Origin of the sequence: Halomonas binhaiensis, from assembly GCF_008329985.2 — a bacterium.
GTDB classification, from domain to species: Bacteria; Pseudomonadota; Gammaproteobacteria; order Pseudomonadales; family Halomonadaceae; genus Halomonas; species Halomonas binhaiensis.
Genome location: NZ_CP038437.2, coordinates 4,547,093 through 4,569,080, shown reverse-complemented (window position 1 = coordinate 4,569,080; position 21,988 = coordinate 4,547,093). Strand labels below are relative to the sequence as shown.

Below are 21,988 nucleotides of genomic sequence, written 5' to 3'. Positions count from 1 at the left end.
CAGGAGATTTGAAAGGCATGATCCAGGGCATCACTGAACATCTTTCCACAGCGGTGTTGTTGCTTGATGGTGGGCTTCGACTGACTTGGATGAATCCAGCCGCTGAATCATTGCTGGCCCTGAGCCTTAGTCGGCTCGATGGTCAGTACCTACCTGACCTGCTGGCAGGAGAGGACAATATCGGTGAGGTGCTGGCCAAGTCACGGGACGCCTTGCACCCCTATACCCAGCGTGAGGCACGCTTATGTATCGCCGGAGGAGAGATCCTGACGGTGGATTATACCGTGACCCCTCTGTCTGCCGACCAACTGTTGCTGGAAATGCAGCCACTTGACCGGTTGCTGAGAATTTCCCGGGAAGAAGCCCTGCAGTCACGCCAGGAGAGCATGAAGATTCTGGCCAGGGGGCTGGCTCATGAAGTCAAGAACCCGCTTGGGGGGATTCGGGGGGCGGCGCAACTGCTTGAACGAGATCTTGTGGATGCGCCGCAGCTCAAGGAGTTTACCCATATCATCATCGAAGAGGTCGATCGGCTGCGTGATCTGGTCGACTCCATGCTGGGGCCTAATCGAATCAGGCATGATGAGCCTCTCAACGTGCACAAGGTACTGGAGCGCGTGCGCTCTCTGGTGCTGGCCGAAGAGCCATCCGTGAATATCCAGCGAGATTACGATCCCAGTCTGCCGGAACTGCATGGTGACGAGGCTCAACTGATCCAGGCGGTACTCAATATTGCGCGTAATGCGGTTCAGGCCTTGACCGAATCGGCCACGCCCATGCCGACGCTGATCATGCGCACCCGAGCCCGGCGCCAGTTTACCCTCGGCGCCCAGCGTCATCGCCTGGTGTGCGAGTTGAGCTTGACCGACAACGGCCCCGGCATTCCCAGCGAGCTGCATGAAACCCTGTTTTATCCCATGGTGTCTGGACGCGCTGAAGGTAGTGGACTGGGACTGTCCATTGCTCAATCGATTCTGCACCAGCATCGTGGGCTGATTGAATGCGATTCCGAACCAGGACGCACTGAATTTCGACTGCTGATTCCACTGGAGAAGCGTCATGACTGATGCTGCACGCGTTGTGATCGTCGACGACGATCGTGCCATTCGCTGGGTGCTGGAGCGCGCCCTGGCTCAGCCCGACCTCAACGTCGAAACCATCGACCGTGCCGACCGGTTACTGGATCGGCTGCTGCAGGACCCCCCTGATGTGCTGGTGACGGACATTCGCATGCCAGGCATCGATGGTCTTGACCTGATGGCCAAGGTGCGCGAGATACATCCGGATCTTCCGGTCATCGTGATGACCGCTCACTCTGACCTGGATAGCGCAGTGGCCTCCTACCAGGGAGGTGCCTTCGAGTATCTGCCCAAGCCATTTGATGTGGATGAGGCCCTGGCTCTGGTGCGGCGTGCAGTAGCTCATGCACGTGAACGCCAGCGTCCGGTCAGCGTACCCGAAGGACTGGACGCCGAGATCATTGGCGAAGCACCGGCCATGCAGGAAGTCTTTCGCGCCATTGGCCGCCTGGCCCATTCTCATATCACTGTACTGATCAATGGGGAGTCTGGTACCGGCAAGGAGCGTGTTGCCCGTGCCCTCCATCAGCATAGCCCGCGGGCGGGACGTCCTTTCATCGCCTTGAACATGGCAGCGATTCCGAGAGACCTGATCGAGTCAGAGCTTTTCGGTCATGAAAAAGGGGCCTTTACCGGTGCCGGCGGCCAGCGCCAGGGGCGCTTCGAGCAGGCTGATGGTGGCACCCTGTTTCTCGATGAGATCGGCGATATGCCCGCGGAGACCCAGACCCGGTTGCTGCGTGTGCTGGCCGATGGCGAGTTTTATCGAGTAGGTGGTCACACACCGGTACGCGTCGACGTGCGAATCATCGCTGCCACTCACCAGAATCTGGAATCCCTGGTCACCGATGGGCGTTTTCGTGAGGACCTGTTCCACCGTCTCAACGTGATCCGTGTGCATCTGCCAAGATTGGCCCAGCGGCGCGAGGATATTCCGCGCCTGGCCCGTCATTTCCTGGCCGAGGCGGCACGAGAATTGTCTACCGACGTCAAGGTACTGACCCCTGAAGCCGAAGCTCACCTGACTCGGGTCGACTGGCCCGGTAACGTACGCCAACTGGAGAACACTTGCCGGTGGCTGACGGTGATGGCCTCTGGACGAGAGATTCTGGTCGAGGATCTGCCGCCAGAGCTTACCGAGGGCGATGGTAGTACTGTCTCCGGAGATTGGCGCGAGGCCTTTCGCAACTGGGCTGATCATGCCCTGGCTGCCGGCCATACACACTTGCTTGAAGAGGCCGTGCCGGACTTCGAGAAGATCCTGATCGAAACGGCTCTCAAGCATACCGGCGGGCGCAAGGGAGAAGCTGCAGAGTTGCTGGGTTGGGGGCGCAATACCTTGACGCGAAAACTCAAGGTATTGCTGCCCTCGCTGGCGGAAGACTGAGCTACGAGCTACGAGCTACGAGCTACGAGCTACGAGCTACGAGCTACGAGCTACGAGCTACGAGCTACGAGCTACGAGACGCTGCTGGGCTGCTCGCGGCCCGCAGCTCGAAGCTCGTCAGCTTACTGCTTTGGTGCGCTCGTTCAGCCATGCCAGGGCCTCGCCTTCGAGGTGGGGTGCAAGGCGCTCTCGAACCTCGGCGTGATAGGCGTTGAGCCATTGGATCTCGTCGCTGTCCAGCAGCTCGAGGTTCAGGCAACGGGTATCAATGGGGCACAGCGTCAATGTCTCGAACTCGAGAAAGTCGCCGAACTCGCTGTCCGGTGCCGGGCGGTTGGCTACCAGATTCTCGATCCGCACGCCCCATTGGCCTGGACGATACACCCCCGGCTCGTTGGACGTGATCATGCCAGGCTGCATGGCCGTATGCTCGGCTGCTGGTGCTCCTGAGCTGATCACCTGTGGGCCTTCATGAACATTCAGGAAGTAGCCGACACCGTGGCCAGTGCCATGGCCATAGTCGCGACCAGTGGCCCACAGCGGCGCGCGGGCGATGGCATCCAGCCGTGGCGCGGCGATACCCAGCGGGAAGCGTGCGCGTGACAGGGCGATCATGCCCTTGAGGACCAGACTGCAGTCCTCACGCTGAGCGGCGGAGACCTGGCCCACGGGCACCATGCGCGTGATGTCGGTGGTGCCGCCGTGATACTGACCACCGGAGTCGATCAGCAGCAGGCCATCCCCCTCGATCACCGAATGTGCTTCCTCGGTGGCGTGGTAGTGTGGCAAAGCGCCGTTGGCGTTGAAGGCGGCAATGGTGCTGAAGCTTTCGCAGACAAACGTCTCGGCACGCTGGCGCTGTTCACGCAGGCGTTCATCGATGGTCAGCTCGGTGACCCGTTCCCCTGTGGCAAGTGCCTTGTCCAGCCAGGCGAAAAATCGGCACAGGGCGGCGCCATCGAGTTCCATGGTCTTGCGTACCCAGCCTAGCTCGAGATCGGTTTTCACGCCCTTGGCCAAGGTACTGGGCTGGAAAGCCTCCACCACTTTCATGTCCCTGGGCAACGCCTGGCGGGTCCCCAGAGACAAGCGGGCCGGATCGATCAGCGTGGTCTGGCTGGGCGGCAGTGCAGCCAGGGCGCTGGACCAGTCGCTGTAGCCGCTGATCTGGATGCCATCGTTGGCCAGGCTTGCGCTCAGTTCGCTATCGAGCTTGCCGGGGGCGACAAACAGGGTGGCACTGTCGCGGCTGACCAGCAGGTGAGCGAGGAACACCGGATTGAAGCCCACATCCGCACCGCGCAGTTGCAACAGCCAAGCAATGTCATCGAGGGTCGAGACCGGGTGCCAGTCGGCACCATGCTCAATCATGGCCTCGCGTACCCCGGCCAGCCGTTGGGCACGTGATTCGTCCAGATACTGTGCCGCATGGGCGCGGATCGGTGCGCTCGGAAGTTCGGGGCGGCCGCTCCAGATGTCGTCGAGCAGGTCCAGGTTGCCGCGTTGCAAGATACCTGCATCGCCAAGGATCTCTTCCATCTGGCGGGCATGAGCCAACGACACGACTTGAGCGTCGTAGCCCAGAATGGCGCCTTGTGGCAGCTTTTCGGCCAGCCATTCGATGGGGGCAGAAGCCTGTCCCTGGGCCAGCTTCATCATGCGGATGCCTGAGCCGGCCAGTTGCGCCTCGGCCTGGACGAAGTAGCGACTGTCGACCCAGAGACCGGCGTCATCCTGCGTCACCACCAATGTGCCCACGGAACCATCGAAGCCGGTTAGCCAAGCTCGGCCTGCCCAGTGCTCGGGCAGATACTCACTATGGTGAGGGTCACTGGAAGGCAACCACCAGGCATCGATACCATGGCGTTGCATCGCTTCACGCAGGGCAGCAAGACGACTGGCGGCTACTGGGGTAGTGGCAGATGGCATGCTTCAAACTCCGGATCGGACAGTGGCTTCAGCGCCGCCTTCAGTGGGGGCGCGAGGGTCGATTATACGATTGTGCCTCAGCATGCGCTTGAACACGGGAACGAGCAACAGCAGGATCACGGCGAAGACCACCAGGGCGATGGCTGAGCGGGAGAACAGCTCGGGCATCTGCTGCAGTTCCTCGGGATTGACGTGACCGCCGATCAGTCCTGCCACCAGATTCCCCAGCGCCGCGCCGGTAAACCACAATCCCATCAACTGGCCCTGAGTACGCTGAGGTGACAGGCCAGACATGGTCGACAGCCCTACCGGTGACAGGCACAGCTCTCCCAGTGTCAGCAGCAGCATGCTGCCGACGATCCATAGCGGCGAGACCAGGCCATTGCTGGAGATGACCTCGCGTGCCGCCAGCACCATGATGCCGAAACCAATGGCAGCCAGCAGCAGACCCAGCACGAACTTGATTGGGCTGCCGGGTTCGAGATGTCGCCTGCCCAGCGCCGGCCACAGCCAGCCTAACAGGGGGCCGAGCAGTACGATGAAGACCGGGTTCAACGACTGGAACCACAGGGTCGGAATTTCCCAGCCGAAAGCGCTGCGGTCGGTATATTGGGCGGCGAACAGGTTGTATGAGGTCGGTTGCTGTTCGAAGGCGGCCCAGAAGCAGGCACCTGCGACCACCAGCACCAGGCAGACCGCGACCCGCTTGCGCTCTTCTCCATCGAGGCCGGAGAAGAACAACAGGTAGACAAAGAACAACAGTGAACAGAGGATCAGCACGCTGGTCATGGCTTCGGCCACCGCGCGAGGATTGATGTGCACAATGCCTGCGGCGACCAGCGTCACCATCACAGCCACAAGGGCGACCGCTGCGAGTACGTACTTGCCGACATGGCGGCGTTTGACGGCGGGCGCATCCCAGCTCGAGGGGCGCTCTCGAGCGGCGTCAGCACGGCGCATGGCAGGTACGGCCCACAGGCGGAACAGGATAAGTGCCACCAGCATGCCGGTTCCGCCAGTGGCGAAGCCCCAGTGCCAGCCGCGTGTTTCCATCAACCAGCCGGTCAACAGTGGCGCCACCAGACTGCCGAGATTGATGCCCATGTAGAAGATCGCGAAACCGCCGTCACGGCGTGCATCGTCTTCATCATAGAGGCTGCCGACCATCACCGAGATACAGGTTTTGAATAGTCCGGTTCCCATGACAATCAGAATCAGGCCGACAAAGAAGGTAACCGGGCCCAATAGAGCGGAACTGGCAATGGACAGGTGACCCAGGGCAATCAGGATGGAGCCATACCACACGGCGCGGCGCTGGCCGAGCCAGTTGTCGGCCAGCCAACCGCCGGGCAGTGCTGCTAGGTATACGGCCCCGCCATAGATACCAACGATGGCGGCAGCAGTCTTTGCGTCGAAGCCCAGGCCACCACTCAGCAGCGGTGCAGCCATGAACAGCACCAGCATGGGTCGAACGCCATAGAAAGAGAAACGTTCCCACATTTCGGTGAAGAATAGGGGGCCGAGGGCTCTTGGATGGCCGAAGAAGCCCTTGTCCGCTCCAGAGGAGGTGGGAGGGATAGAGGATCGCATGCTGATTGACCTTTACAGGAACGGAAGTAGAGACGGCCTATGGCAGAAGCTGTTCACGAATGGCGAATGACATGAAGTGCGCGGGCTTCTGCAAAGAATGACCGGGAAGATCTGACAATAAATCGCCAAATGCCGATAACAGCTGCCGTGGATCAATCAAGTGCCGGGGGATTCCCGTGCAATTCACCTGATGAGGTAGCTGTGTCGGTTCGGTTGGAGCTGCTGTTCGTTGGTGTGGTTGCTCCAGGAAGAAAGCGGTATGTCTGGGCAGGTTGATGTGAATGAGTACAGGTGAAAGGGGCGAATGAATGAGAGAGGGTGAACATGGTCAGAGACAGATCTCGGTGCCAGAATGAAGTACTCAAGGAGGAGTGCCCATGAAGTCCATGACCTGGGAGCGTTTGCTCGATCCCATCCGCCTGCATGATCCACGTGGCGCCACTCGAGACGAAGTGGGGCGCAGTCCTTTCCACAAGGATCATGATCGTATTGTCTTTGCTGGTTCCTTTCGTCGCCTGGGGCGCAAGACTCAGGTACATCCATTGACCGACAACGATCATATCCATACTCGTCTGACGCATTCCCTGGAGGTGGGGTGTGTTGGCCGTTCCCTGGGCATGAGCGTGGGCGAACTGCTGCGCGACCGTTTGCCTGAATGGATCACCCCGGCGGATCTAGGCGTGATCGTTCAGGCGGCTTGCCTGGGGCATGACATCGGCAATCCACCCTTTGGTCATGCCGGTGAATATGCCATTCGTGATTGGTTCAAGAGTGCCGAGAACTCCGGGAGTGGCCTGCTGGATGGGCTCTCGGACCTGGAGCGCCAGGACCTGCTGACCTATGAAGGCAATGCCCAGGGGTTTCGCATCGTCACTCAGGTTGAGTACAACCAGTTCCGTGGTGGCATGCGACTGACGGCTGCCACGTTGGGAACATTGCTGAAGTACCCCTGGACGGTTACTCATGGTGGCCAGGCCGGCAAGTTCGGCTGTTATCAGAGTGAGTTACCGCTGCTGACTCAAGTGGCTGATCACCTTGGCCTGATTGCCCAGGGAGAGCATCGCTGGTGCCGGCACCCACTGGCCTGGCTGGTCGAGGCCGCTGACGATATCTGTTATGCCCTGCTCGATCTCGAGGATGGGGTGGAAATGGACATCCTTGGCTTCGATGAGGTGGCCGAGATTCTGACCCAGATTGCGGGAGGCGAACCTGTCGACTACGCCGACATGAAGCGGGACGGTGTTTCTCAGCGGCGGCGTATTGCAGCCTTGCGCGGAGCTGCCATGGAAAGGGCCGTTACCGATGTCGGTCGTGTATTTGTCGCCCATGAGAGCGAGCTGCTGGCGGGGTCACTGCGTGATGACCTGCTGGAACTGTGTCATCCGGACCTGGACTGGGGGGTCAAGCTGGCCAAGGAGCTGGCACGCAAACGCATCTTCTGTAATACACGCAAGGCCAAGCTGGAGATTGGCGCTTACACCACGCTGGGCATCCTGCTTGAAGCCTTCATTGGTGCGGCCCATGAACTGCATTACACAGGGCGCTCCAGTTTCAAGCACCAACGCGTGTTGGCACTGATAGGAGAAAACACCCCACGCCAGTCCTGGTCACTATATACCAGTTACCGGCGTATGCTGGACTTCATTGGAGGCATGACCGACCACTATGCCGTAGACCTGGCCCAGGAGATGGGAGGACGGCTGAGGGGAGAGTGACTGCCGGACGGACGACTTATATGCTGGGCGCCAGGGCTGGGTTCTGGGCGCTCAAGGTGCGCTGATGCAGTGCATTGATGATGCGATCATGCACATCCTGTTGGATGGAGCCGGTGCGGATGGCATCGATGTGTGCAGCAAGGCCTTCTCCACTGAGGACTTCCAGGTCTGCACTGTGGGCTTCATGACGGATCTTCCAGCCCGGCAATACGAGGATGCCATGTACTGGTACTGGTTGGCCGAGTTCACGGTTCAGCCAGGATGCCACCCAGCGTGTCGCCTGGCGTGCCTTGTGTTGTGGCCTGCGTTCATTCCAGCCCGGAAAGCGCAGGCGCTCATGCTCGACGGTGACGCTGTTGCGAATCGTACCGTCGGGTGTCATGGCCGGTGTGCGGGCCCTGACCTCGATGACGAAGACACCATGGGGTGTGACGGCCACATGGTCGATAAGGAAGGTGTCGGCAGGCACGTCATGGAATACGTAGTAAGGGTGTGCTTCGGGATGAATCAGGTGATCCAGTTCCTGGCCTACTGCCAGCTCACATGCCAGGCCCAGCTTGAGTCGGCGGATGCGTTGATAGTCGCGAATCAGGCGCAGGCTGACAAAGATGGCCAGCACAGTGCACAGTGCGCCGTAGAGTGCCCACTCGACCCAGTTCTGCTGGCGGGAGAACAGCATGCGCCCCATGCCATAGACCAATGGCGCCAAGGTTATTATCGGACCCAGAGAAGCATTGAGAAACAATATGGAGAAAGCCTTGTCGAGACGGTCTCGCAGGCTCTGGCCTGGCTCTCGCAACGGATGAGCATCAAATGGGGAGTGAACCCGGGCATCGTGCAGACTGCGCAGCGCTATCACCACTACCGCTGCGGCAGCAAGCGGGAAAAGGAAGATCAGCGGCAGCAGATAATACACCCAGGTCATGGACTGTCCTTTTCCTTGCAGAAGAATAGCGTCCATTGTAGACAACCGAAGGCCTGCGCAGCTACGGCAAATTCGCTTGCCTGTTCCGTCATGAAGGAGGTTTCCTGGTGAATGAGCCGTCAATGCATGCCGTCAATCCATCCATGACGGGTATGCAGGCGCTGGAAGCCTTCTTTTCCCGACATGCTCGGGTAGCGGTGTTGAGCGGTGCAGGTATCAGCACAGCAAGTGGCATACCTGACTATCGCGATGCGAGTGGTGACTGGAAGCGCTCACCCCCGGTACAGCACCGTACCTTCATGACCAGCCTTGCAGCGCGTCAGCGCTATTGGGCGCGAGCCCTGATCGGCTTTCGAGTGCTCAACGAGGCAACCCCCAACCTGGCGCATCATGCGGTGGCGGAACTGGAGCGACAGGGCAAGGTGGCTGGGGTGATTACCCAGAATGTCGATGGCCTGCATCAACGTGCGGGATCTCGCAGGGTGATCGATCTGCATGGTCGTGCTGGTCTTGTCGTGTGCATGAGCTGCGGGGCGCGCCAGATGCGCCATGCCCTGCATGGAGAACTGGCCAGGCGTAACCCTCGATGGCTGGATGCTGCTCGTGCAGATTTGGCGGCTCCAGATGGCGATGCTGATCTGGAGACGGATTTTTCTTCCTTCGATGTGCCGGACTGTGACTATTGCGGCAATGGTATCTGGAAACCTGATGTGGTGTTTTTCGGCGACAATGTGCCCACTCGAGTCGTGAAAGATGCCTATGCCTTGCTGGAGGACAGCGATGCCCTGCTGGTGGTCGGGTCATCGCTGATGGTCTATTCCGGCTTTCGCTTTGTGCAGGCCAGTGTCAGAGAGCAGCGTCCTGTTGCCTGCCTCAATCTCGGGCGTACCAGAGGGGATGAGCTATTCACGCTGAAAGTCGAGGCTCCAGCGGCCGAAGTGCTGCATGCCCTGGCATGGTCCTAAGGATCCCTAGCCGCCGGCGAGCTTTACCCTAAACCCCTGTTTCTCCAACTCGGCTTTCAGTACCTGGCGGTGATCTCCCTGGATCTCTATCACGCCATCCTTGAGAGCTCCCCCCGTACCGCACCGCTGTTTCAGCTGCTTGGCGAGCGCCTTGAGTTCCTTTTCAGCAAGGGGCACGCCGCTGACCGTCGTCACACCCTTGCCTTTGCGGCCACTGGTTTCCCGACGAATTCGCACGATGCCATCGAGTTCGGCCAAGCGCTGTTCATCCGCCTGTTCAGCGCATCGGCAGGCTTTTCTCGGTTCTCGGCATGTAGGGCAGATATCGCCATGCTCGGTAGAGTAGACCAGCCCACCCAGCTGGTCTCGCAGTGATGCCATGATGTCCTCTCAAGCCAACTGTACAGGAATGGCGTTGCTGGTATGGCTGATCTCGTTGCCTTCCTGCAGATAGACCAGGGACGGCTTGTGATTTTCCAGCTCAGCCTCACTGTAATGGGCGTAGGCACAGATGATGACGCGCTGACCTTCGCTGGCCAGATGTGCTGCGGCACCGTTCACGGAGATGACCTTGGAGCCTTCCTCTGCACGGATGGCATAGGTAGTGAAGCGTTGGCCGTTTTCTACGTTGTAGATCTGGATCTGTTCATTTTCACGAATGCCGGACAGGTCCAGCAGCTCGCCATCGATGGCACATGAGCCTTCGTAGTTGAGCACAGCGTGGGTGACACGGGCCATGTGCAGCTTGGCCTTGAGCATGATGGTATGCATGACGGTTCCTCAATTGCGCGGCAAGGTCAGGGACAAATTATCAATCAGGCGTGTGGAGCCTAGTCGTGCCGCCACCAGCAGGACGGCCTCACGCGTGTTCTCGGTCACGCTGCTGAGGTCTTTGGCGCGCAGTTCCAGATAGTCCGGCTCGAAGCCTTGGCGCCGCAGGTTTTCGATGCCTTGAGAAAGGTTTTCCTCAATACTGGCGCCACTCTCCAGGGCATCGCGGATCTCACCCAGTGTGCGTTGCAGACCAGCAGCGGTATTGCGCTCAGTCTCGCTGAGATATCCGTTGCGTGAAGACATGGCCAGCCCCGAAGGTTCGCGGACAGTGGGTACTCCGATGACCTCGATAGGCAGGTGCAGGTCGCGGACCATGCGTTGGATAACGGCCAACTGCTGATAGTCCTTCTCGCCAAAGCAAGCCACATCCGGTTGAACGATATGGAACAGCATACTGACGACGGTGGAAACGCCATCGAAATGCCCCGGTCGTGATCCGCCACATAACCCTTCGCTGACTTCTGAGACCTTGACCAGGGTCTGGTTGCCCATGCCGTGAGGGTACATGGACTGTGGCGTAGGGGTAAACACGATGTCACAGCCGGCAGCCTGGAGTTTGGCCTTGTCTGCTTCCAGTGTTCGGGGGTAGTTGTCCAGGTCTTCGCTGGGGCCGAACTGCAGCGGGTTGACGAATATGGAAGTGACCACAACATCGCTGGTGGCTCGGGCTTTTTCTACCAACGCCAGGTGGCCCTGGTGGAGGTTGCCCATGGTCGGTACCAGACCGATGCGTTTACCTGAGCGGCGATAGATTGCCAACGCCTCGCGCAGGGTTGTGATGTCGTCGTAAGAACGCATGAAGGTATCTCTGCTTGGAGCCAGGAAGCCAGCTTTAGAAACTCGTTTTCAAAGCTCTTTTTCTCGTTATAAACGCTTTTGTTCGAAATTTTTGAAATTAAAAGCTTTTGAAATTCCAGCTTTTAAAAGCAATGCTCGGAGGCGGGGAAGCGGCGCGCCAGGACATCTTCATGATAATGGCGAAAAGCAGCCTCGATACTTGCATTGCCTTCCAGGAAGTTCTTGGAGAAGCGCGGCATACGGCCATGTGAAATGCCAAGAATGTCATGCATCACCAGGATCTGGCCGTCAGTATCCGGACCTGCGCCAATACCGATGACAGGCACCTCCAGGGCTTCCGTGACAGCACGGCCGAGGCTTGCTGGTACACATTCGAGCAGGATGATGGAGGCCCCGGCTTCAACCAGAAGCTTGGCATCGTCGATGATGCGCTGGGCGGCATCTGTTTCCCGGCCCTGGACCTTGTAACCTCCAAGCTGGTGCACGGACTGCGGAGTCAGGCCAAGATGGGCACAGACAGGGACGCCTCGCCGGGTCAGCTCACGAATGTCATCGGCCATCCAACCCTCACCTTCCACCTTGATGATCTCGGCACCAGCACGCATCAGGTCTGCGGCATTTTCCAGCAGTCTTTCGCGGCTCGGGTTGCCCATGAAGGGGAGGTCGACCATCAGCAGACTATTGCTCTTGCCACGGGCGACGCAGCGAGTGTGGTAGAGGATATCATCCATGGTCACCGGCAATGTGCTGCCATGCCCCTGCAGCACCATCCCCAGGGAGTCTCCGACCAGTAGCACGTCAATGCCGGCCTTGTCGGCAATAGCAGCGAAGGAGGCGTCGTAGGCTGTCAGGCAGCTGAATGCTTCACCCGCGCGCTTGCGCGCTTTCAGTGAACTCAGGGTGACGGAAGTCATGGCGTGTTCTCGTGTTGGCGGTGGGACGAGATGCTGGCAGAACCTGACCTCGCCATCGGAGTCACCGCGGATTGTTACCGATGAGGGTTGGTGTGTCGATAGTGCATATCCGATCCGTGCCAATAACGGGCTATTGTGCGGCCTCAAGCCGATACCGGGCGCAGATCATCATCGGCCAACTCCATGGCCAACTGCTCCGCCAGCGTCGCCAGTTGGCGTCCATCGGGCAGTGTGAAGTCTTCTGGTGCAATCTCTGCCAAGGGCAGGATGACGAAAGCTCGCTTGGTCATTTCCGGGTGTGGCAGCAGCAAGCGGGGGTGCGAGCAGTGCTGGTCGTCGACCATCAGCAGGTCGAGGTCCAGGGTACGAGGGCCCCAATGTTGCTTGCGCACGCGGCGATGGCGTTGTTCCAGAGCCTGTAGCTGGTCAAGCAGTGCCAGTGGCGTCAGACGGGTACGCAGTACGGCTACGGCATTGACAAAATCAGGCTGGTCCTGGGGGCCGACCGGACGGCTGATATAGCGGCGTGAAGCCGCGACCCGCTGTGTCAGGGGAAGTCGATCAAGCTCCTCCAGGGCACATTGGACCTGCTCATGGGGGGAATCAAGGTTACTGCCGATGCCGATCCAGGCCAGTGATTCACTCATGATTCTGATGGCGAGTTGGAAGTATTGGAACGAGGACGGCGCCGGCGGCGGCGCTTGCGCGGACGAGTCGGGCTGCTGGCTGGATCTGTGCCGACACTATGCAACAGGCGCCGTTGTTCGTGTTCATCTGCTTCCTGGAAGGCCGTCCACCAAGCGCCCAGCCCTGGAGGCATTTCCCCTGAGGTCTCTCGTAGCAGCAAAAAGTCATAAGCAGCACGGAAACGCGGGTGCTCTCGTGTCTGGAAGGCACGCTTGCCGCGACGCTGGGGCAAGCGCTGCTGCAAGTCCCAGATATCCCGCATCGGCATGCTGAATCGCTTGGGAATGGACACGTGTTGCAACTCGCGGCTGATAACCTGCTGGGCTGCTGTCTGGAGCGCTGGCACCGGAGGCATTCCGTCGGCTTCGAGCTGTGCCTGACGGATCTGGACCGGCCCCCACATGAAGGCCGCCAACAGGAATGCAGGAGTCACCGGTCGATCATCGCGAATACGTCGATCGGTACTTCCAAGTGCTTGCTCGATCAGTACTTCGGCCCAGTGATGCTCATTGATGCACTCATCGGCTTCCGGGAACAGCATGGCGAACAAGTGGTATTCGCGCAGCAAGCGGAAAGTCTTCAGGCCTTCACCAGAAAGAAACAGCTTGAGTACTTCATCAAACAGGCGCGCAGGGGGGATTTGCAGCAGCAGTGGCGCCATTTCACGAATGGGAGCCTCGGTTTCAGGCGCCATGTGAAAGTCGAGCTTGGCGGCGAAACGCATGGCTCGCAGCATGCGTACGGGGTCTTCGCGATAGCGGGTCGCTGGATCGCCGATCAAGCGCAGAGTGCGTGACTCGATATCAGACAGGCCACCTGCAAAATCGTGGATAGAGAAGTCTGCGATGCTGTAGTAAAGGGCATTGACGGTGAAGTCGCGACGTAGCGCATCCTCTTCGATATTGCCCCACACATTGTCACGCAAGAGGAGGCCTGCATCGGATTGGGAAGCGAGATGTTCGCCGTGATCGTCATTGGGCTTGCCACGGAAGGTTGTTACCTCAATGACTTCGCGGCCGAAACGCACGTGAACGATACGGAAACGGCGGCCAATGATCCGAGAGTTGCGGAACAGCTGCTTGACCTCTTCCGGAGTGGCATCGGTGGCAACGTCGAAATCCTTGGGATTCAGACCCAGCAGGGAATCGCGCAGGCAGCCACCAACCAGAAAGGCCTCAAAGCCGGCATTATGCAGGCGATACAACACCTTGAGGGCCGCTTCGCTGAACTGACGGCGGGACACTGGGTGCTCATCGCGAGGAATGACGCGAGGTGTTGATGGGCCTCCGGCGGCCTCCGAGGCGCCGAACAGGGAGCGCAGGCGCTCTCCTGGACTTTGCAAAAAGCGGGCAAATCCTTTGATCATGCGGCGATTTCGACTCGCGGAACAAGAAAAATGAGAGTTTAGCGGACGCTACCCCCCTTGCAAAGGCAAGGCCAGATTATCGTCGTGCTTGATGGGGTGGCACTGTATGGCTGACCGAGCACTGCATACCCAGCAGATCCTGGTCATTGGGGAGCGTTAGAGAGACAAAACCGAACAGAAGAAGGGGGAGGCCTATGGCCTCCCCCATCAAAGCAGGATGCAGCATCCCTGCTGCTGATTCTTCTTCGTGATGGCGCATCGCCTTGAATACGCACCACAGTCACCAAGGTGAGGTCAGGTTCGCATGCTGTTATCTTTATTTGGCGCTCCTGGGGGCGACCGTCTCGTATTCAAAACAATAATCCAACCACGACGGCATGAAGATCATGCCTCCTCCCGGATTATTGGCATTGTTGCCGGGAGTTGCACTCTGACGACATATTGTTCTTGTTGCATGTCGTTTCTGGTGCGTCGCGTCCTGGTTCCGGTGGGCATGCCGGACTTCGCCTTGTTGTTATTGTTAGGGCGAAAACAGATCGCCTGCTGAACCTTGTTGTTATTGTTGGTCCGCGATGCGAAATGCCCATTCCGCCAGCTTCTCGAGGAAGCGTTGTTATTGTTCGGCGGATCTGATCGGCGTTGGCAGTATTGTTCTTGTTGGCTGCTCTCTTATGACGCTCGATCGCCGGATTCTTGTTCTTACCCAGACTATGCAGATCTCGTGCCTACTTTGATTTTTTTCTTCTTTAACAGCAGCTTACCTATTTATGTTTGGTAGTAGGAAAGCTGCCGAGGCATTAGTGTCATCTCTTGCTACCCAAAATGGCGCACCCGTCAGGGATAATGTTCTCAACCGGTGCACAACAGAGGGAGCTAGCGTGCAGGGCCTACAATGCCTGTATTTGTGATTACAGACACTTGCACCATGGTCGTATGAACCAAAGGAGGGAGGTGCCTACCTCGACAGGATGGGCGATGAGGAGAGGCGCTTATGCCTGAACTTCTCCGGGTGGAATAGCTCCGGGACGAATAGCGCTAGGGGTCCAGTGGGCAAGGGCTTCTGCCAGTTGCTCATCCACAGTGGCATGGGCCAATTCAGGATCAGGATCCTGTCCAAGGGCTTGTAGCGTACGGTGCAGCAAGGCACGAACCTGGTCCGGTTCATGGGGGAGCGGCTGGGCCAGGTTCTGCTTAGAGAGCTTCTGGCCATCATCGCCCATCACCAATGGCAGATGCAGATAACGTGGTGTTGGCAGGCCAAGGGCCTGTTGCAGCTGAATCTGCCATGGGGTGTTATCAAGCAGGTCTGCGCCACGTACTACATCGGTAATGCACTGTTCTGCATCATCCACTACCACGGCGATCTGATAGGCCCAAAGGTTATCCTTTCGCTTGATGACAACATCGCCGAGGAGCTCGGGGTGGAACGTCTGGTGGCCGTAGACCCGGTCATGCCAGCTAACAGGGCGCCGGCAACGATCCGTGCGCAGGCGCCATGCCTTGGGAGCACTCGGGCGACGAACGCCTTCTCGACACCATCCCGGATAGACGGCATGCTGGCGCCATTCCTTGCGGGAGCAACTGCATGGGTAGGCCAGGCCCTGCTCTATCAATGCATCCAGAGCAGTGGTGTAAGCTTCGCCACGGTCATGCTGGTAGCTCACTTCGCCGTCCCAGTGCAGGCCGTAGGTTTCAAGCTGCTGCAGGATGGTCGTATCGGCTCCGGGAGGGCAGCGCGGTGGATCAATGTCTTCAATACGCACGGACCAGCGACCACCACAATGTCGCGCATCCAGGTAACTGGCAACAGCGGCCAGCAGCGAGCCTGCATGCAGGGGGCCCGTCGGGGTTGGAGCAAAACGACCGTGAGGGGGCTCGGGGAGTATCAGAGTTTCAGCCATGAGCGTCGGCTCCGAGACGGTTCCATAGCCATAGCAGCAGGCGCTGCCAAATACGCGAACGGGCACCTTTTGGGTGCCCGTGGTCTAAGCAACAAAGTGGGTTCCTTATCAGCCACCCAACTGCTTCTCTTTCAGCTCGGCCAACGTCTTGCAGTCCACGCACAAGGTGGCGGTGGGGCGAGCTTCAAGACGACGAATACCAATTTCTACGCCACAGGCTTCACAGAAGCCGTAATCGTCCTCATCGATCTTCTCGAGGGTTTCGTTGATCTTCTTCAGCAGCTTGCGCTCACGATCGCGTGTGCGCAGTTCGAGGCTGAAGCCTTCCTCCTGAGTGGCTCGGTCGGCAGGATCGGCGTAGTTGTTCGCCTCTTCCTGGAGGTGTCGAACAGTGCGATCGACCTCCTCCATCAATTCCTGTTTCCAGCCGAGCAGGATCTGTCGGAAGTGCTCAAGCTGCTTCTCGTTCATGTACTCTTCACCCGCCGCCGGTTCATACGGGGTGAATTTCTTGGGCGCTTCCGGCTTTTTCTCTGCTACTGGCATGGGACTGCCTCTTACTTTAGTGTCTGCTGATCAATACCCACGCTAGGCTAAGGTATCTCACGCCAAAGGGAAGCTTGTTTAGCGAATATTTGGACGTAATGCAACACCTAAGAGGGTTAGTTTTGCCATATATCCATCTTTATGTGTTGTTTCGGTAACGACAAAGTATCGCTTTGAGGGCTGTCCCCCTCGACGACTTGCTTATTGCATCCTTAGACTCTCTGTCATGCTGTGGAGTTCGCCGTAGCCTTTTCCGCCGTTCTTTTGTTAGGAGATTTCCAATGTCCTGGAATGCCAGGCTGGAACGGGTGGCCCCGTTTCGTGTGATGCATTTGCTTGAAATGGCACAGAGGCGTGAGGCGGCTGGTCACGATGTCATTCACCTGGAAGTTGGTGAGCCTGACTTTCCTACTCCTCCCCAGGTGATCGAGGCCGGACAGCGTGCGCTGGAAGAAGGACGTACTCGTTATACACCAGCCGCGGGGATCATGCCTCTGCGAGAAGCTATTGCAGAGCACTATCGGGAACATTTCGCCGCTACGGTTTCGCCGGAACGCATCATCATCACGCCAGGTGCCTCTGGTGCTCTGCTGCTGGCGAGCCAATTGTTGATGGGGCCGGGTGATCGAGTGCTGATGGCTGATCCCAATTATCCATGCAACCGTCATTTCATGGCCCTTGCAGGTGCCGAAGTCGATGTAGTGCCTGTGGGACCATCCAGTCGCTGGCAGCTCAATGCCGGGCTTATTGCGGAACATTGGCGTGACACGACGCGCCTGGCCATGCTGGCGTCGCCATCCAACCCTACAGGCCATGTGCTGCCGCGAACCGAGCTTGCCGCAGTAGCCCGGGAGGTCGAGGGGCGAGGTGGGTATCTGCTGGTGGACGAGATCTATCAGGGGCTGAACTATGGAATGGCGCCATTGTCGGTTGCATCACTCAGCGAGCATGCTTTTGTCGTCAACAGCTTTTCCAAGTACTTTGGCATGACCGGGTGGCGCCTGGGCTGGCTGGTAGCGCCGGAAGCAGCGCTGGAGCCGTTGAATCGCCTGGCGCAGAACGTGTTCCTGGCAGCTTCTACTCCCGCCCAATATGCTGCCCTGGCAGCTTTCTCGCCGGAGTGTCGAGCGTTGCTGGAGCAGCGGCGCCAGGAACTGGCAACACGCCGCGATGCCTTGCTGGAGGCGTTGGCAAAGCTGCAGCTGGCACCCTCGTTGCCGCCTCAGGGAGCCTTCTACCTGTGGCTGGATATTTCTGCCTTCAGCAATGACAGCCAGGACTTCTGTCTGCGCCTGCTGGAGGAAGAGAATGTGGCCATTACTCCGGGGACGGACTTTGCTGTGCAGGGTGGGGAGCACCACGTAAGAATCGCCTTCACGACCTCTGTTCCGCGCTTGCAGGAAGCTGTCACCCGACTGGGGCGCTTCTTGAGCCGCCAGGGTAGCTGAGGGAAGAACGCTCATGGATTACCCTGAACTCTACAGCGGTGTGCTGCTCAAGCGTTACAAGCGCTTTCTTGCCGATATCCGGCTGGATGATGGTCGTGAGGTGGTGGCTCATTGTCCCAATACAGGTTCCATGCGTGCGGTAAACGTGCCAGGTAGCCGGGTATGGCTGTCTTCCAGTGAAGATCCCAAGCGTAAACTGAAATGGACGTGGGAATTGATCGAACTGGAGCAGCCCGGGGGCGGCATGGCGCTGGCGTCTGTGCATACTGGGCGAGCCAACCGGATTGTCGAGGAAGCCTTGAGAGGGGCGCAGGTCCCAGATGCGCTGGCGGATTACTCGCGACTCAAGCGAGAAGCCAAGGTGGAAGGCGCGCGACTCGATTTTCGTCTGGATGATGACCGGCTGGGAAGCTGCTTCGTCGAGGTCAAGCAAGTCACTTTGCGGGAGCAGGACGGCCATGGCTATTTCCCCGACGCCGTCAGTGAGCGTGGGCGCAAGCACCTCGAAGCGCTTGCCGCACTTGCAGCCCAAGGGCATCGCGCGGTCCTGCTGTTTCTTGTTGCCCATGAGGCTATTCCCGACGTGGCACCGGCCGCTCACCTGGATCCTGCCTATGCGGAAACCCTGCTGAGGGTCGCGGGGCAGGGTGTCGAGATCATGGCCTTCGGTATCAGAGTCGAGTGTAGTGAGGATAGGCAGCCCAGGGCGATTGTGCTGGGGCAGGCGCTACCGGTCAGACTGACGTGACAGGTGATCAGTCGCCCAGGGGCTGGCAATAGGGCAAGGCCGAGAGCACCTTGTCTAGCGCTTCTTGGCCTTGGGTTCCGTCAGCGATGCGCTGCCACCATTGGCGGTGGATGGCGCGAACCTTGAGAGTGACGTTGGGTATGCCGAGGACTTGAGCCATGGCCAGGCGGTGCAATCCCTTGTTGATCTTGATCAACTCGCCCTGGCGATTCACGGCGACACCCAGCGGGTCCTTGCCCAAGGTATTGTCGAAACCAAAGCAGATGATGGACTCCATGTACAGCAGATAGCGCCGTAGATAGGCCAGGATGCGTTCCGGGCGGTCGAGCATGATACCGTCGGAGTGAGAAGCAATGGGGTTCCCGCGTGCCAGGCGTCCGGCCAGGTAGTGATAACTGCGACTGTGATTGGGGTGGCGGCGGTGGTGCCAGATGTCGGCTATGAAATGAGTGCGCCGGCTGGAAAGGGCATGGCTCAGTGGCACATCCCAGTCGCCTTCCCACAGCAGGCGACTGCCTACCCGGTGGCGTATCTTGCGATCGGGAAACGAGAGAGGGTAGTTGACCTGGCGCAGTAGCTCTCTGGGAGCTACCTTAACGTCCAACTGCCGACTGTAGCGTTCTTCGATGGCATGCCTTGGCAGCCCCCGTTTCTCGATCCAGGTATTGCCGGGAGCTTGATGAAGCCACAGGCTCAAGAGCCCTTGTTCCAGCGGTTTTCCTATATAGCCATCCAGAACCCCCATGGTGCGGTTGGCTATGCGCGACAGGCGCATACGTGGCGCCAGGATGGGATCGAAGAGGCGCGGGTCTGCCGGCTCGCCGTTGGGGGTGAGTGGCATGTCACGTGTGCTTCTGAGCAGTTCCAGAGCAGTAGTCAGGCGTGTTCTCAGATGTTCGCTGATAACCGCTGGTGGGAGCTGCTCGGCCATGGCACACAGGTGCTCAGCCGATAGCGCTTCGCTCATGTGCACCGGCGGAGGCAGTTCGACTCTGTCGATATCAATACGCAGTGTCGATGCATCGTCTTCGGGCTGCGTATGAGGGGCACTCAGTTGGCTGTTGAGGCGGGAGCCGAAGATGTGCATCAACCAGTGCTGAGGACCATGTTTGGCAGCATTGAAACGCCATATGTTATGCCAGGCGAGCTCCAGAGTATCGTGGACGACGTCCGCGATCTCGTCATGGTGATCGAGAAACTGTTCTGCAATGGCTACCAGACAGGGAACGCTCTGGCGGGCCAGGGACTCAAGACCTTCCGTTGAGCCCTGGGCACAGGCGTTCAGTGCATCGCCCAATCGAGAGCAGACGACGGCTGAAGATAGTGGTTGGGCCTGATTATTGGCCACTGGCAGCATTTCGCCTTGAAACTCGGAAGATAGCGATTTCTCCGAAAAGGTTTGGCCACAAGCGAGACATCAGTCTTCCTTCATGGTCCTTGATACCCACCGCACGATCAATGATGGCAAGCTCCTTGTCACGACACAGTGCCTCGAAGTCATTGAAGGTCGACAGGTGAATGTTGGGAGTGTCGTACCAGGCATGAGGCAGTGTCTTGGATACTGGCATATAACCACGCAACCCCAGGTGCACACGGTGACGCCAGTAGGCGAAATTGGGGAAGGTGATGATGCATTCCCTGGCAACGCGCAGCATTTCATCGAGCATCAGGTCAGGGCGCCGAAGCGCCTGCAGCGCCTGGGTCATGATCACGAGGTCGCAGGAATTGTCATCGAAGTTGGCCAGGCCATCATCAAGGTTCTGCTCGATGACATTCACACCTTTGGCAATGCAGGAGGTGATGCCATCGGGGTCTATCTCGAGGCCATAGCCACTGACGCCTTTATCCTGTGCCAGGGCATGCAGCAAGGTACCATCGCCACAGCCAAGGTCAAGCACCCGTGAGCCCTGCGGAACCCAATCATGGATCACACTTAGATCAGAACGCATGAGCGGCCTCCTGTGCCTGCGCAGGCTTCAGCCCAAGTTGCTTGGCAATGCGGTTCATGAAGCCGGAGAACACGTCTTGATAACGTGGCTCTGGCATCAAGAAGGCATCGTGGCCATGGGGCGAGTCGATATTGGCGTAGCTGACGGACTTGCCTGAACGGATGAGTGCGTTGACCAGTTCCTTGGACCGTGACGGAGGGAAACGCCAGTCAGTGCTGAAGCTGACGACCAGAAACGGACATTGGGCAGGTGCGACGGCTTTGGCCAGATCTCCTTGATGAGCTGCAGCGGGGTCGAAGTAGTCCAGCGCTTTTGTCATCAGCAGGTATGTGTTTGCATCGAACGAGGTGGAGAAGGCATCACCTTGGTAACGCAGATAGGACTCTACCTCGAAGTCTACGTCGAAGCCGAAATTGAGATCGTCAAAGCGCAGCTCGCGTCCAAATTTTGTTCCCATGGCGTCTTCGGACAGATAGGTGATGTGCCCGACCATGCGAGCCAGCTTGAGTCCATGTCTGGGCAAGGTGTCATGCTCGGCATACCAGCCGTCATGGAAGTCGCGGTCCGAGCGAATGGCCTGGCGGGCGACTTCGTTGAAGGCAATGTTCTGTGCTGACAGCTTAGGCGTGGCAGCGATGACAACGGCATTGGCCAGGCGTTCCGGGTAGGAAAGCGTCCATTGTAGTACCTGCATACCCCCCAGGCTGCCACCGACAATGGCCGCAAAACGTTCGATGCCAAGATGGTCAGCCAGGCGGACCTGGCTATTGACCCAGTCGCTGACCGTGACCATGGGGAAATCAGGCCCCCACAAGCGCCCCGTTTCAGGGTTGGTGCTGGAGGGGCCCGTGGAGCCGTGGCAGCCCCCGAGATTGTTCAGCGATACGACGAAGAAACGGTTGGTATCGATGGACTTGCCTGGGCCTATATGGGTATTCCACCAGCCGGGCTTGCGGTCGGTTTCACTGTGATAACCGGCCGCATGATGGTGGCCGGAGAGGGCATGACAGATCAAGACGGCATTGCTGCGCTCGGCATTGAGCGTACCGTAGGTCTCATAGACTAGGTCATAGGACGGCAGCGTCTTGCCGCATACCAGAAGCAGAGGGTCGTCAAAGTGCGCCGTCTGCGGCGTCACCAGTCCGACCGAATCGCGAGGTAGCTCGGGCATCAGTCGTTTCGTGTCCAGTAGAGATTCAATTGAAAT

At 58.7% G+C, this 21,988-nt stretch carries 20 protein-coding genes; 6 read left to right on the top strand and 14 right to left on the bottom strand.

Annotated elements, in window-relative coordinates; translation table 11 throughout:
* The first annotated feature begins 17 nt into the window (after positions 1-17).
* Both glnL and ntrC read left to right on the top strand, forming a co-directional pair.
* On the top strand, positions 18-1,067 hold the full coding sequence (gene glnL, locus E4T21_RS19910) for a nitrogen regulation protein NR(II) (RefSeq protein ID WP_149286688.1): 1,050 nt from the start codon (positions 18-20) through the stop codon (positions 1,065-1,067).
* Entirely contained in the window at positions 1,060-2,466 is a 1,407-nt protein-coding gene (ntrC, locus tag E4T21_RS19905; RefSeq protein WP_149286687.1) for a nitrogen regulation protein NR(I), read from the top strand. Before glnL ends, ntrC begins: the two co-directional genes overlap by 8 nt.
* A gap of 117 nt (positions 2,467-2,583) precedes the next feature.
* On the opposite strand, the gene E4T21_RS19900 is transcribed toward ntrC, so the two are convergent.
* Together E4T21_RS19900 and E4T21_RS19895 are read right to left on the bottom strand one after the other, a co-directional pair.
* Positions 2,584-4,395, bottom strand: a complete 1,812-nt coding sequence (locus E4T21_RS19900; protein WP_149286686.1) for an aminopeptidase P family protein — start codon at positions 4,393-4,395, stop codon at positions 2,584-2,586.
* A gap of 3 nt (positions 4,396-4,398) precedes the next feature.
* Positions 4,399-5,985: a peptide MFS transporter gene (locus E4T21_RS19895; RefSeq protein WP_149286685.1), complete on the bottom strand. Its 1,587-nt coding sequence runs from the start codon at positions 5,983-5,985 to the stop codon at positions 4,399-4,401.
* Between the two features lie 377 nt (positions 5,986-6,362).
* Between E4T21_RS19895 and E4T21_RS19890 the strand changes: the two genes are divergently transcribed.
* The gene (locus E4T21_RS19890) at positions 6,363-7,700 is read left to right on the top strand and encodes a deoxyguanosinetriphosphate triphosphohydrolase (RefSeq protein WP_149286684.1); all 1,338 of its coding nucleotides are present in this window, start codon (positions 6,363-6,365) and stop codon (positions 7,698-7,700) included.
* A gap of 16 nt (positions 7,701-7,716) precedes the next feature.
* Here E4T21_RS19890 and E4T21_RS19885 read toward each other — a convergent pair whose 3' ends face one another.
* A complete protein-coding gene (locus tag E4T21_RS19885) occupies positions 7,717-8,625 on the bottom strand; it encodes a nuclease-related domain-containing protein (RefSeq protein ID WP_149286683.1) in 909 nt (302 codons plus the stop codon).
* A gap of 107 nt (positions 8,626-8,732) precedes the next feature.
* Between E4T21_RS19885 and E4T21_RS19880 the strand changes: the two genes are divergently transcribed.
* Positions 8,733-9,590, top strand: coding sequence for an NAD-dependent protein deacetylase (locus E4T21_RS19880; RefSeq protein ID WP_338036106.1), 858 nt, complete (start codon positions 8,733-8,735; stop codon positions 9,588-9,590).
* Positions 9,591-9,596: 6 nt separating this feature from the next.
* Here E4T21_RS19880 and E4T21_RS19875 read toward each other — a convergent pair whose 3' ends face one another.
* From E4T21_RS19875 to dksA, 8 genes are all read right to left on the bottom strand, one after another.
* Entirely contained in the window at positions 9,597-9,971 is a 375-nt protein-coding gene (locus E4T21_RS19875) for a translation initiation factor Sui1 (RefSeq protein ID WP_149286682.1), read from the bottom strand.
* Positions 9,972-9,980: 9 nt separating this feature from the next.
* Positions 9,981-10,361, bottom strand: a complete 381-nt coding sequence (gene panD, locus E4T21_RS19870; RefSeq protein WP_149286681.1) for an aspartate 1-decarboxylase — start codon at positions 10,359-10,361, stop codon at positions 9,981-9,983.
* Between the two features lie 9 nt (positions 10,362-10,370).
* Entirely contained in the window at positions 10,371-11,222 is an 852-nt protein-coding gene (gene panC, locus E4T21_RS19865) for a pantoate--beta-alanine ligase (protein ID WP_149286680.1), read from the bottom strand.
* A gap of 122 nt (positions 11,223-11,344) precedes the next feature.
* Positions 11,345-12,136, bottom strand: coding sequence for a 3-methyl-2-oxobutanoate hydroxymethyltransferase (panB, locus tag E4T21_RS19860; protein WP_149286679.1), 792 nt, complete (start codon positions 12,134-12,136; stop codon positions 11,345-11,347).
* A gap of 143 nt (positions 12,137-12,279) precedes the next feature.
* Positions 12,280-12,783 carry a 2-amino-4-hydroxy-6-hydroxymethyldihydropteridine diphosphokinase gene (folK, locus tag E4T21_RS19855; RefSeq protein ID WP_149286678.1) on the bottom strand — a complete coding sequence of 168 codons (504 nt, stop codon included), beginning with the start codon at positions 12,781-12,783 and terminating at the stop codon, positions 12,280-12,282.
* A complete protein-coding gene (gene pcnB, locus E4T21_RS19850) occupies positions 12,780-14,189 on the bottom strand; it encodes a polynucleotide adenylyltransferase PcnB (RefSeq protein ID WP_149286677.1) in 1,410 nt (469 codons plus the stop codon). Before pcnB ends, folK begins: the two co-directional genes overlap by 4 nt.
* Before the next feature lie 989 nt (positions 14,190-15,178).
* Complete coding sequence (gene gluQRS / locus E4T21_RS19845) at positions 15,179-16,090, bottom strand: tRNA glutamyl-Q(34) synthetase GluQRS (protein ID WP_149286676.1); 912 nt, start codon at positions 16,088-16,090, stop codon at positions 15,179-15,181.
* A gap of 108 nt (positions 16,091-16,198) precedes the next feature.
* Entirely contained in the window at positions 16,199-16,636 is a 438-nt protein-coding gene (dksA, locus tag E4T21_RS19840) for an RNA polymerase-binding protein DksA (RefSeq protein ID WP_149286675.1), read from the bottom strand.
* 281 nt (positions 16,637-16,917) lie between these two features.
* Between dksA and E4T21_RS19835 the strand changes: the two genes are divergently transcribed.
* Positions 16,918-18,084: an aminotransferase class I/II-fold pyridoxal phosphate-dependent enzyme gene (locus tag E4T21_RS19835; protein WP_149286674.1), complete on the top strand. Its 1,167-nt coding sequence runs from the start codon at positions 16,918-16,920 to the stop codon at positions 18,082-18,084.
* A gap of 13 nt (positions 18,085-18,097) precedes the next feature.
* The gene (sfsA, locus tag E4T21_RS19830) at positions 18,098-18,832 is read left to right on the top strand and encodes a DNA/RNA nuclease SfsA (protein WP_149286673.1); all 735 of its coding nucleotides are present in this window, start codon (positions 18,098-18,100) and stop codon (positions 18,830-18,832) included.
* A gap of 7 nt (positions 18,833-18,839) precedes the next feature.
* Here the strand turns inward: sfsA and E4T21_RS19825 are convergent, their stop codons facing one another.
* The 3 genes from E4T21_RS19825 to metX are packed head-to-tail and all read right to left on the bottom strand — an operon-like array spanning position 18,840 to position 21,952.
* Entirely contained in the window at positions 18,840-20,180 is a 1,341-nt protein-coding gene (locus tag E4T21_RS19825) for a hypothetical protein (protein ID WP_149286672.1), read from the bottom strand.
* Positions 20,170-20,781, bottom strand: coding sequence for a methionine biosynthesis protein MetW (metW, locus tag E4T21_RS19820; protein WP_149286671.1), 612 nt, complete (start codon positions 20,779-20,781; stop codon positions 20,170-20,172). The genes E4T21_RS19825 and metW overlap by 11 nt, the downstream gene beginning before the upstream one ends.
* Complete coding sequence (metX, locus tag E4T21_RS19815) at positions 20,771-21,952, bottom strand: homoserine O-succinyltransferase MetX (protein WP_149286670.1); 1,182 nt, start codon at positions 21,950-21,952, stop codon at positions 20,771-20,773. The genes metW and metX overlap by 11 nt, the downstream gene beginning before the upstream one ends.
* Positions 21,953-21,988 lie beyond the last annotated feature (36 nt).

Coding starts and splice junctions, on each gene's coding strand:
- ntrC (WP_149286687.1), top strand. CDS start 1,060: ATGACTGATGCTGCACGCGTTGTGATCGTCGACGACGATCGTGCCATT.
- panB (WP_149286679.1), bottom strand. CDS start 12,136: ATGACTTCCGTCACCCTGAGTTCACTGAAAGCGCGCAAGCGCGCGGGT.
- E4T21_RS19900 (WP_149286686.1), bottom strand. CDS start 4,395: ATGCCATCTGCCACTACCCCAGTAGCCGCCAGTCGTCTTGCTGCCCTG.
- glnL (WP_149286688.1), top strand. CDS start 18: ATGATCCAGGGCATCACTGAACATCTTTCCACAGCGGTGTTGTTGCTT.
- E4T21_RS19835 (WP_149286674.1), top strand. CDS start 16,918: ATGTCCTGGAATGCCAGGCTGGAACGGGTGGCCCCGTTTCGTGTGATG.
- panD (WP_149286681.1), bottom strand. CDS start 10,361: ATGCATACCATCATGCTCAAGGCCAAGCTGCACATGGCCCGTGTCACC.
- folK (WP_149286678.1), bottom strand. CDS start 12,783: ATGAGTGAATCACTGGCCTGGATCGGCATCGGCAGTAACCTTGATTCC.
- E4T21_RS19890 (WP_149286684.1), top strand. CDS start 6,363: ATGAAGTCCATGACCTGGGAGCGTTTGCTCGATCCCATCCGCCTGCAT.
- dksA (WP_149286675.1), bottom strand. CDS start 16,636: ATGCCAGTAGCAGAGAAAAAGCCGGAAGCGCCCAAGAAATTCACCCCG.
- pcnB (WP_149286677.1), bottom strand. CDS start 14,189: ATGATCAAAGGATTTGCCCGCTTTTTGCAAAGTCCAGGAGAGCGCCTG.
- E4T21_RS19875 (WP_149286682.1), bottom strand. CDS start 9,971: ATGGCATCACTGCGAGACCAGCTGGGTGGGCTGGTCTACTCTACCGAG.
- E4T21_RS19885 (WP_149286683.1), bottom strand. CDS start 8,625: ATGACCTGGGTGTATTATCTGCTGCCGCTGATCTTCCTTTTCCCGCTT.
- metX (WP_149286670.1), bottom strand. CDS start 21,952: ATGCCCGAGCTACCTCGCGATTCGGTCGGACTGGTGACGCCGCAGACG.
- metW (WP_149286671.1), bottom strand. CDS start 20,781: ATGCGTTCTGATCTAAGTGTGATCCATGATTGGGTTCCGCAGGGCTCA.
- E4T21_RS19895 (WP_149286685.1), bottom strand. CDS start 5,985: ATGCGATCCTCTATCCCTCCCACCTCCTCTGGAGCGGACAAGGGCTTC.
- sfsA (WP_149286673.1), top strand. CDS start 18,098: ATGGATTACCCTGAACTCTACAGCGGTGTGCTGCTCAAGCGTTACAAG.
- gluQRS (WP_149286676.1), bottom strand. CDS start 16,090: ATGGCTGAAACTCTGATACTCCCCGAGCCCCCTCACGGTCGTTTTGCT.
- panC (WP_149286680.1), bottom strand. CDS start 11,222: ATGCGTTCTTACGACGACATCACAACCCTGCGCGAGGCGTTGGCAATC.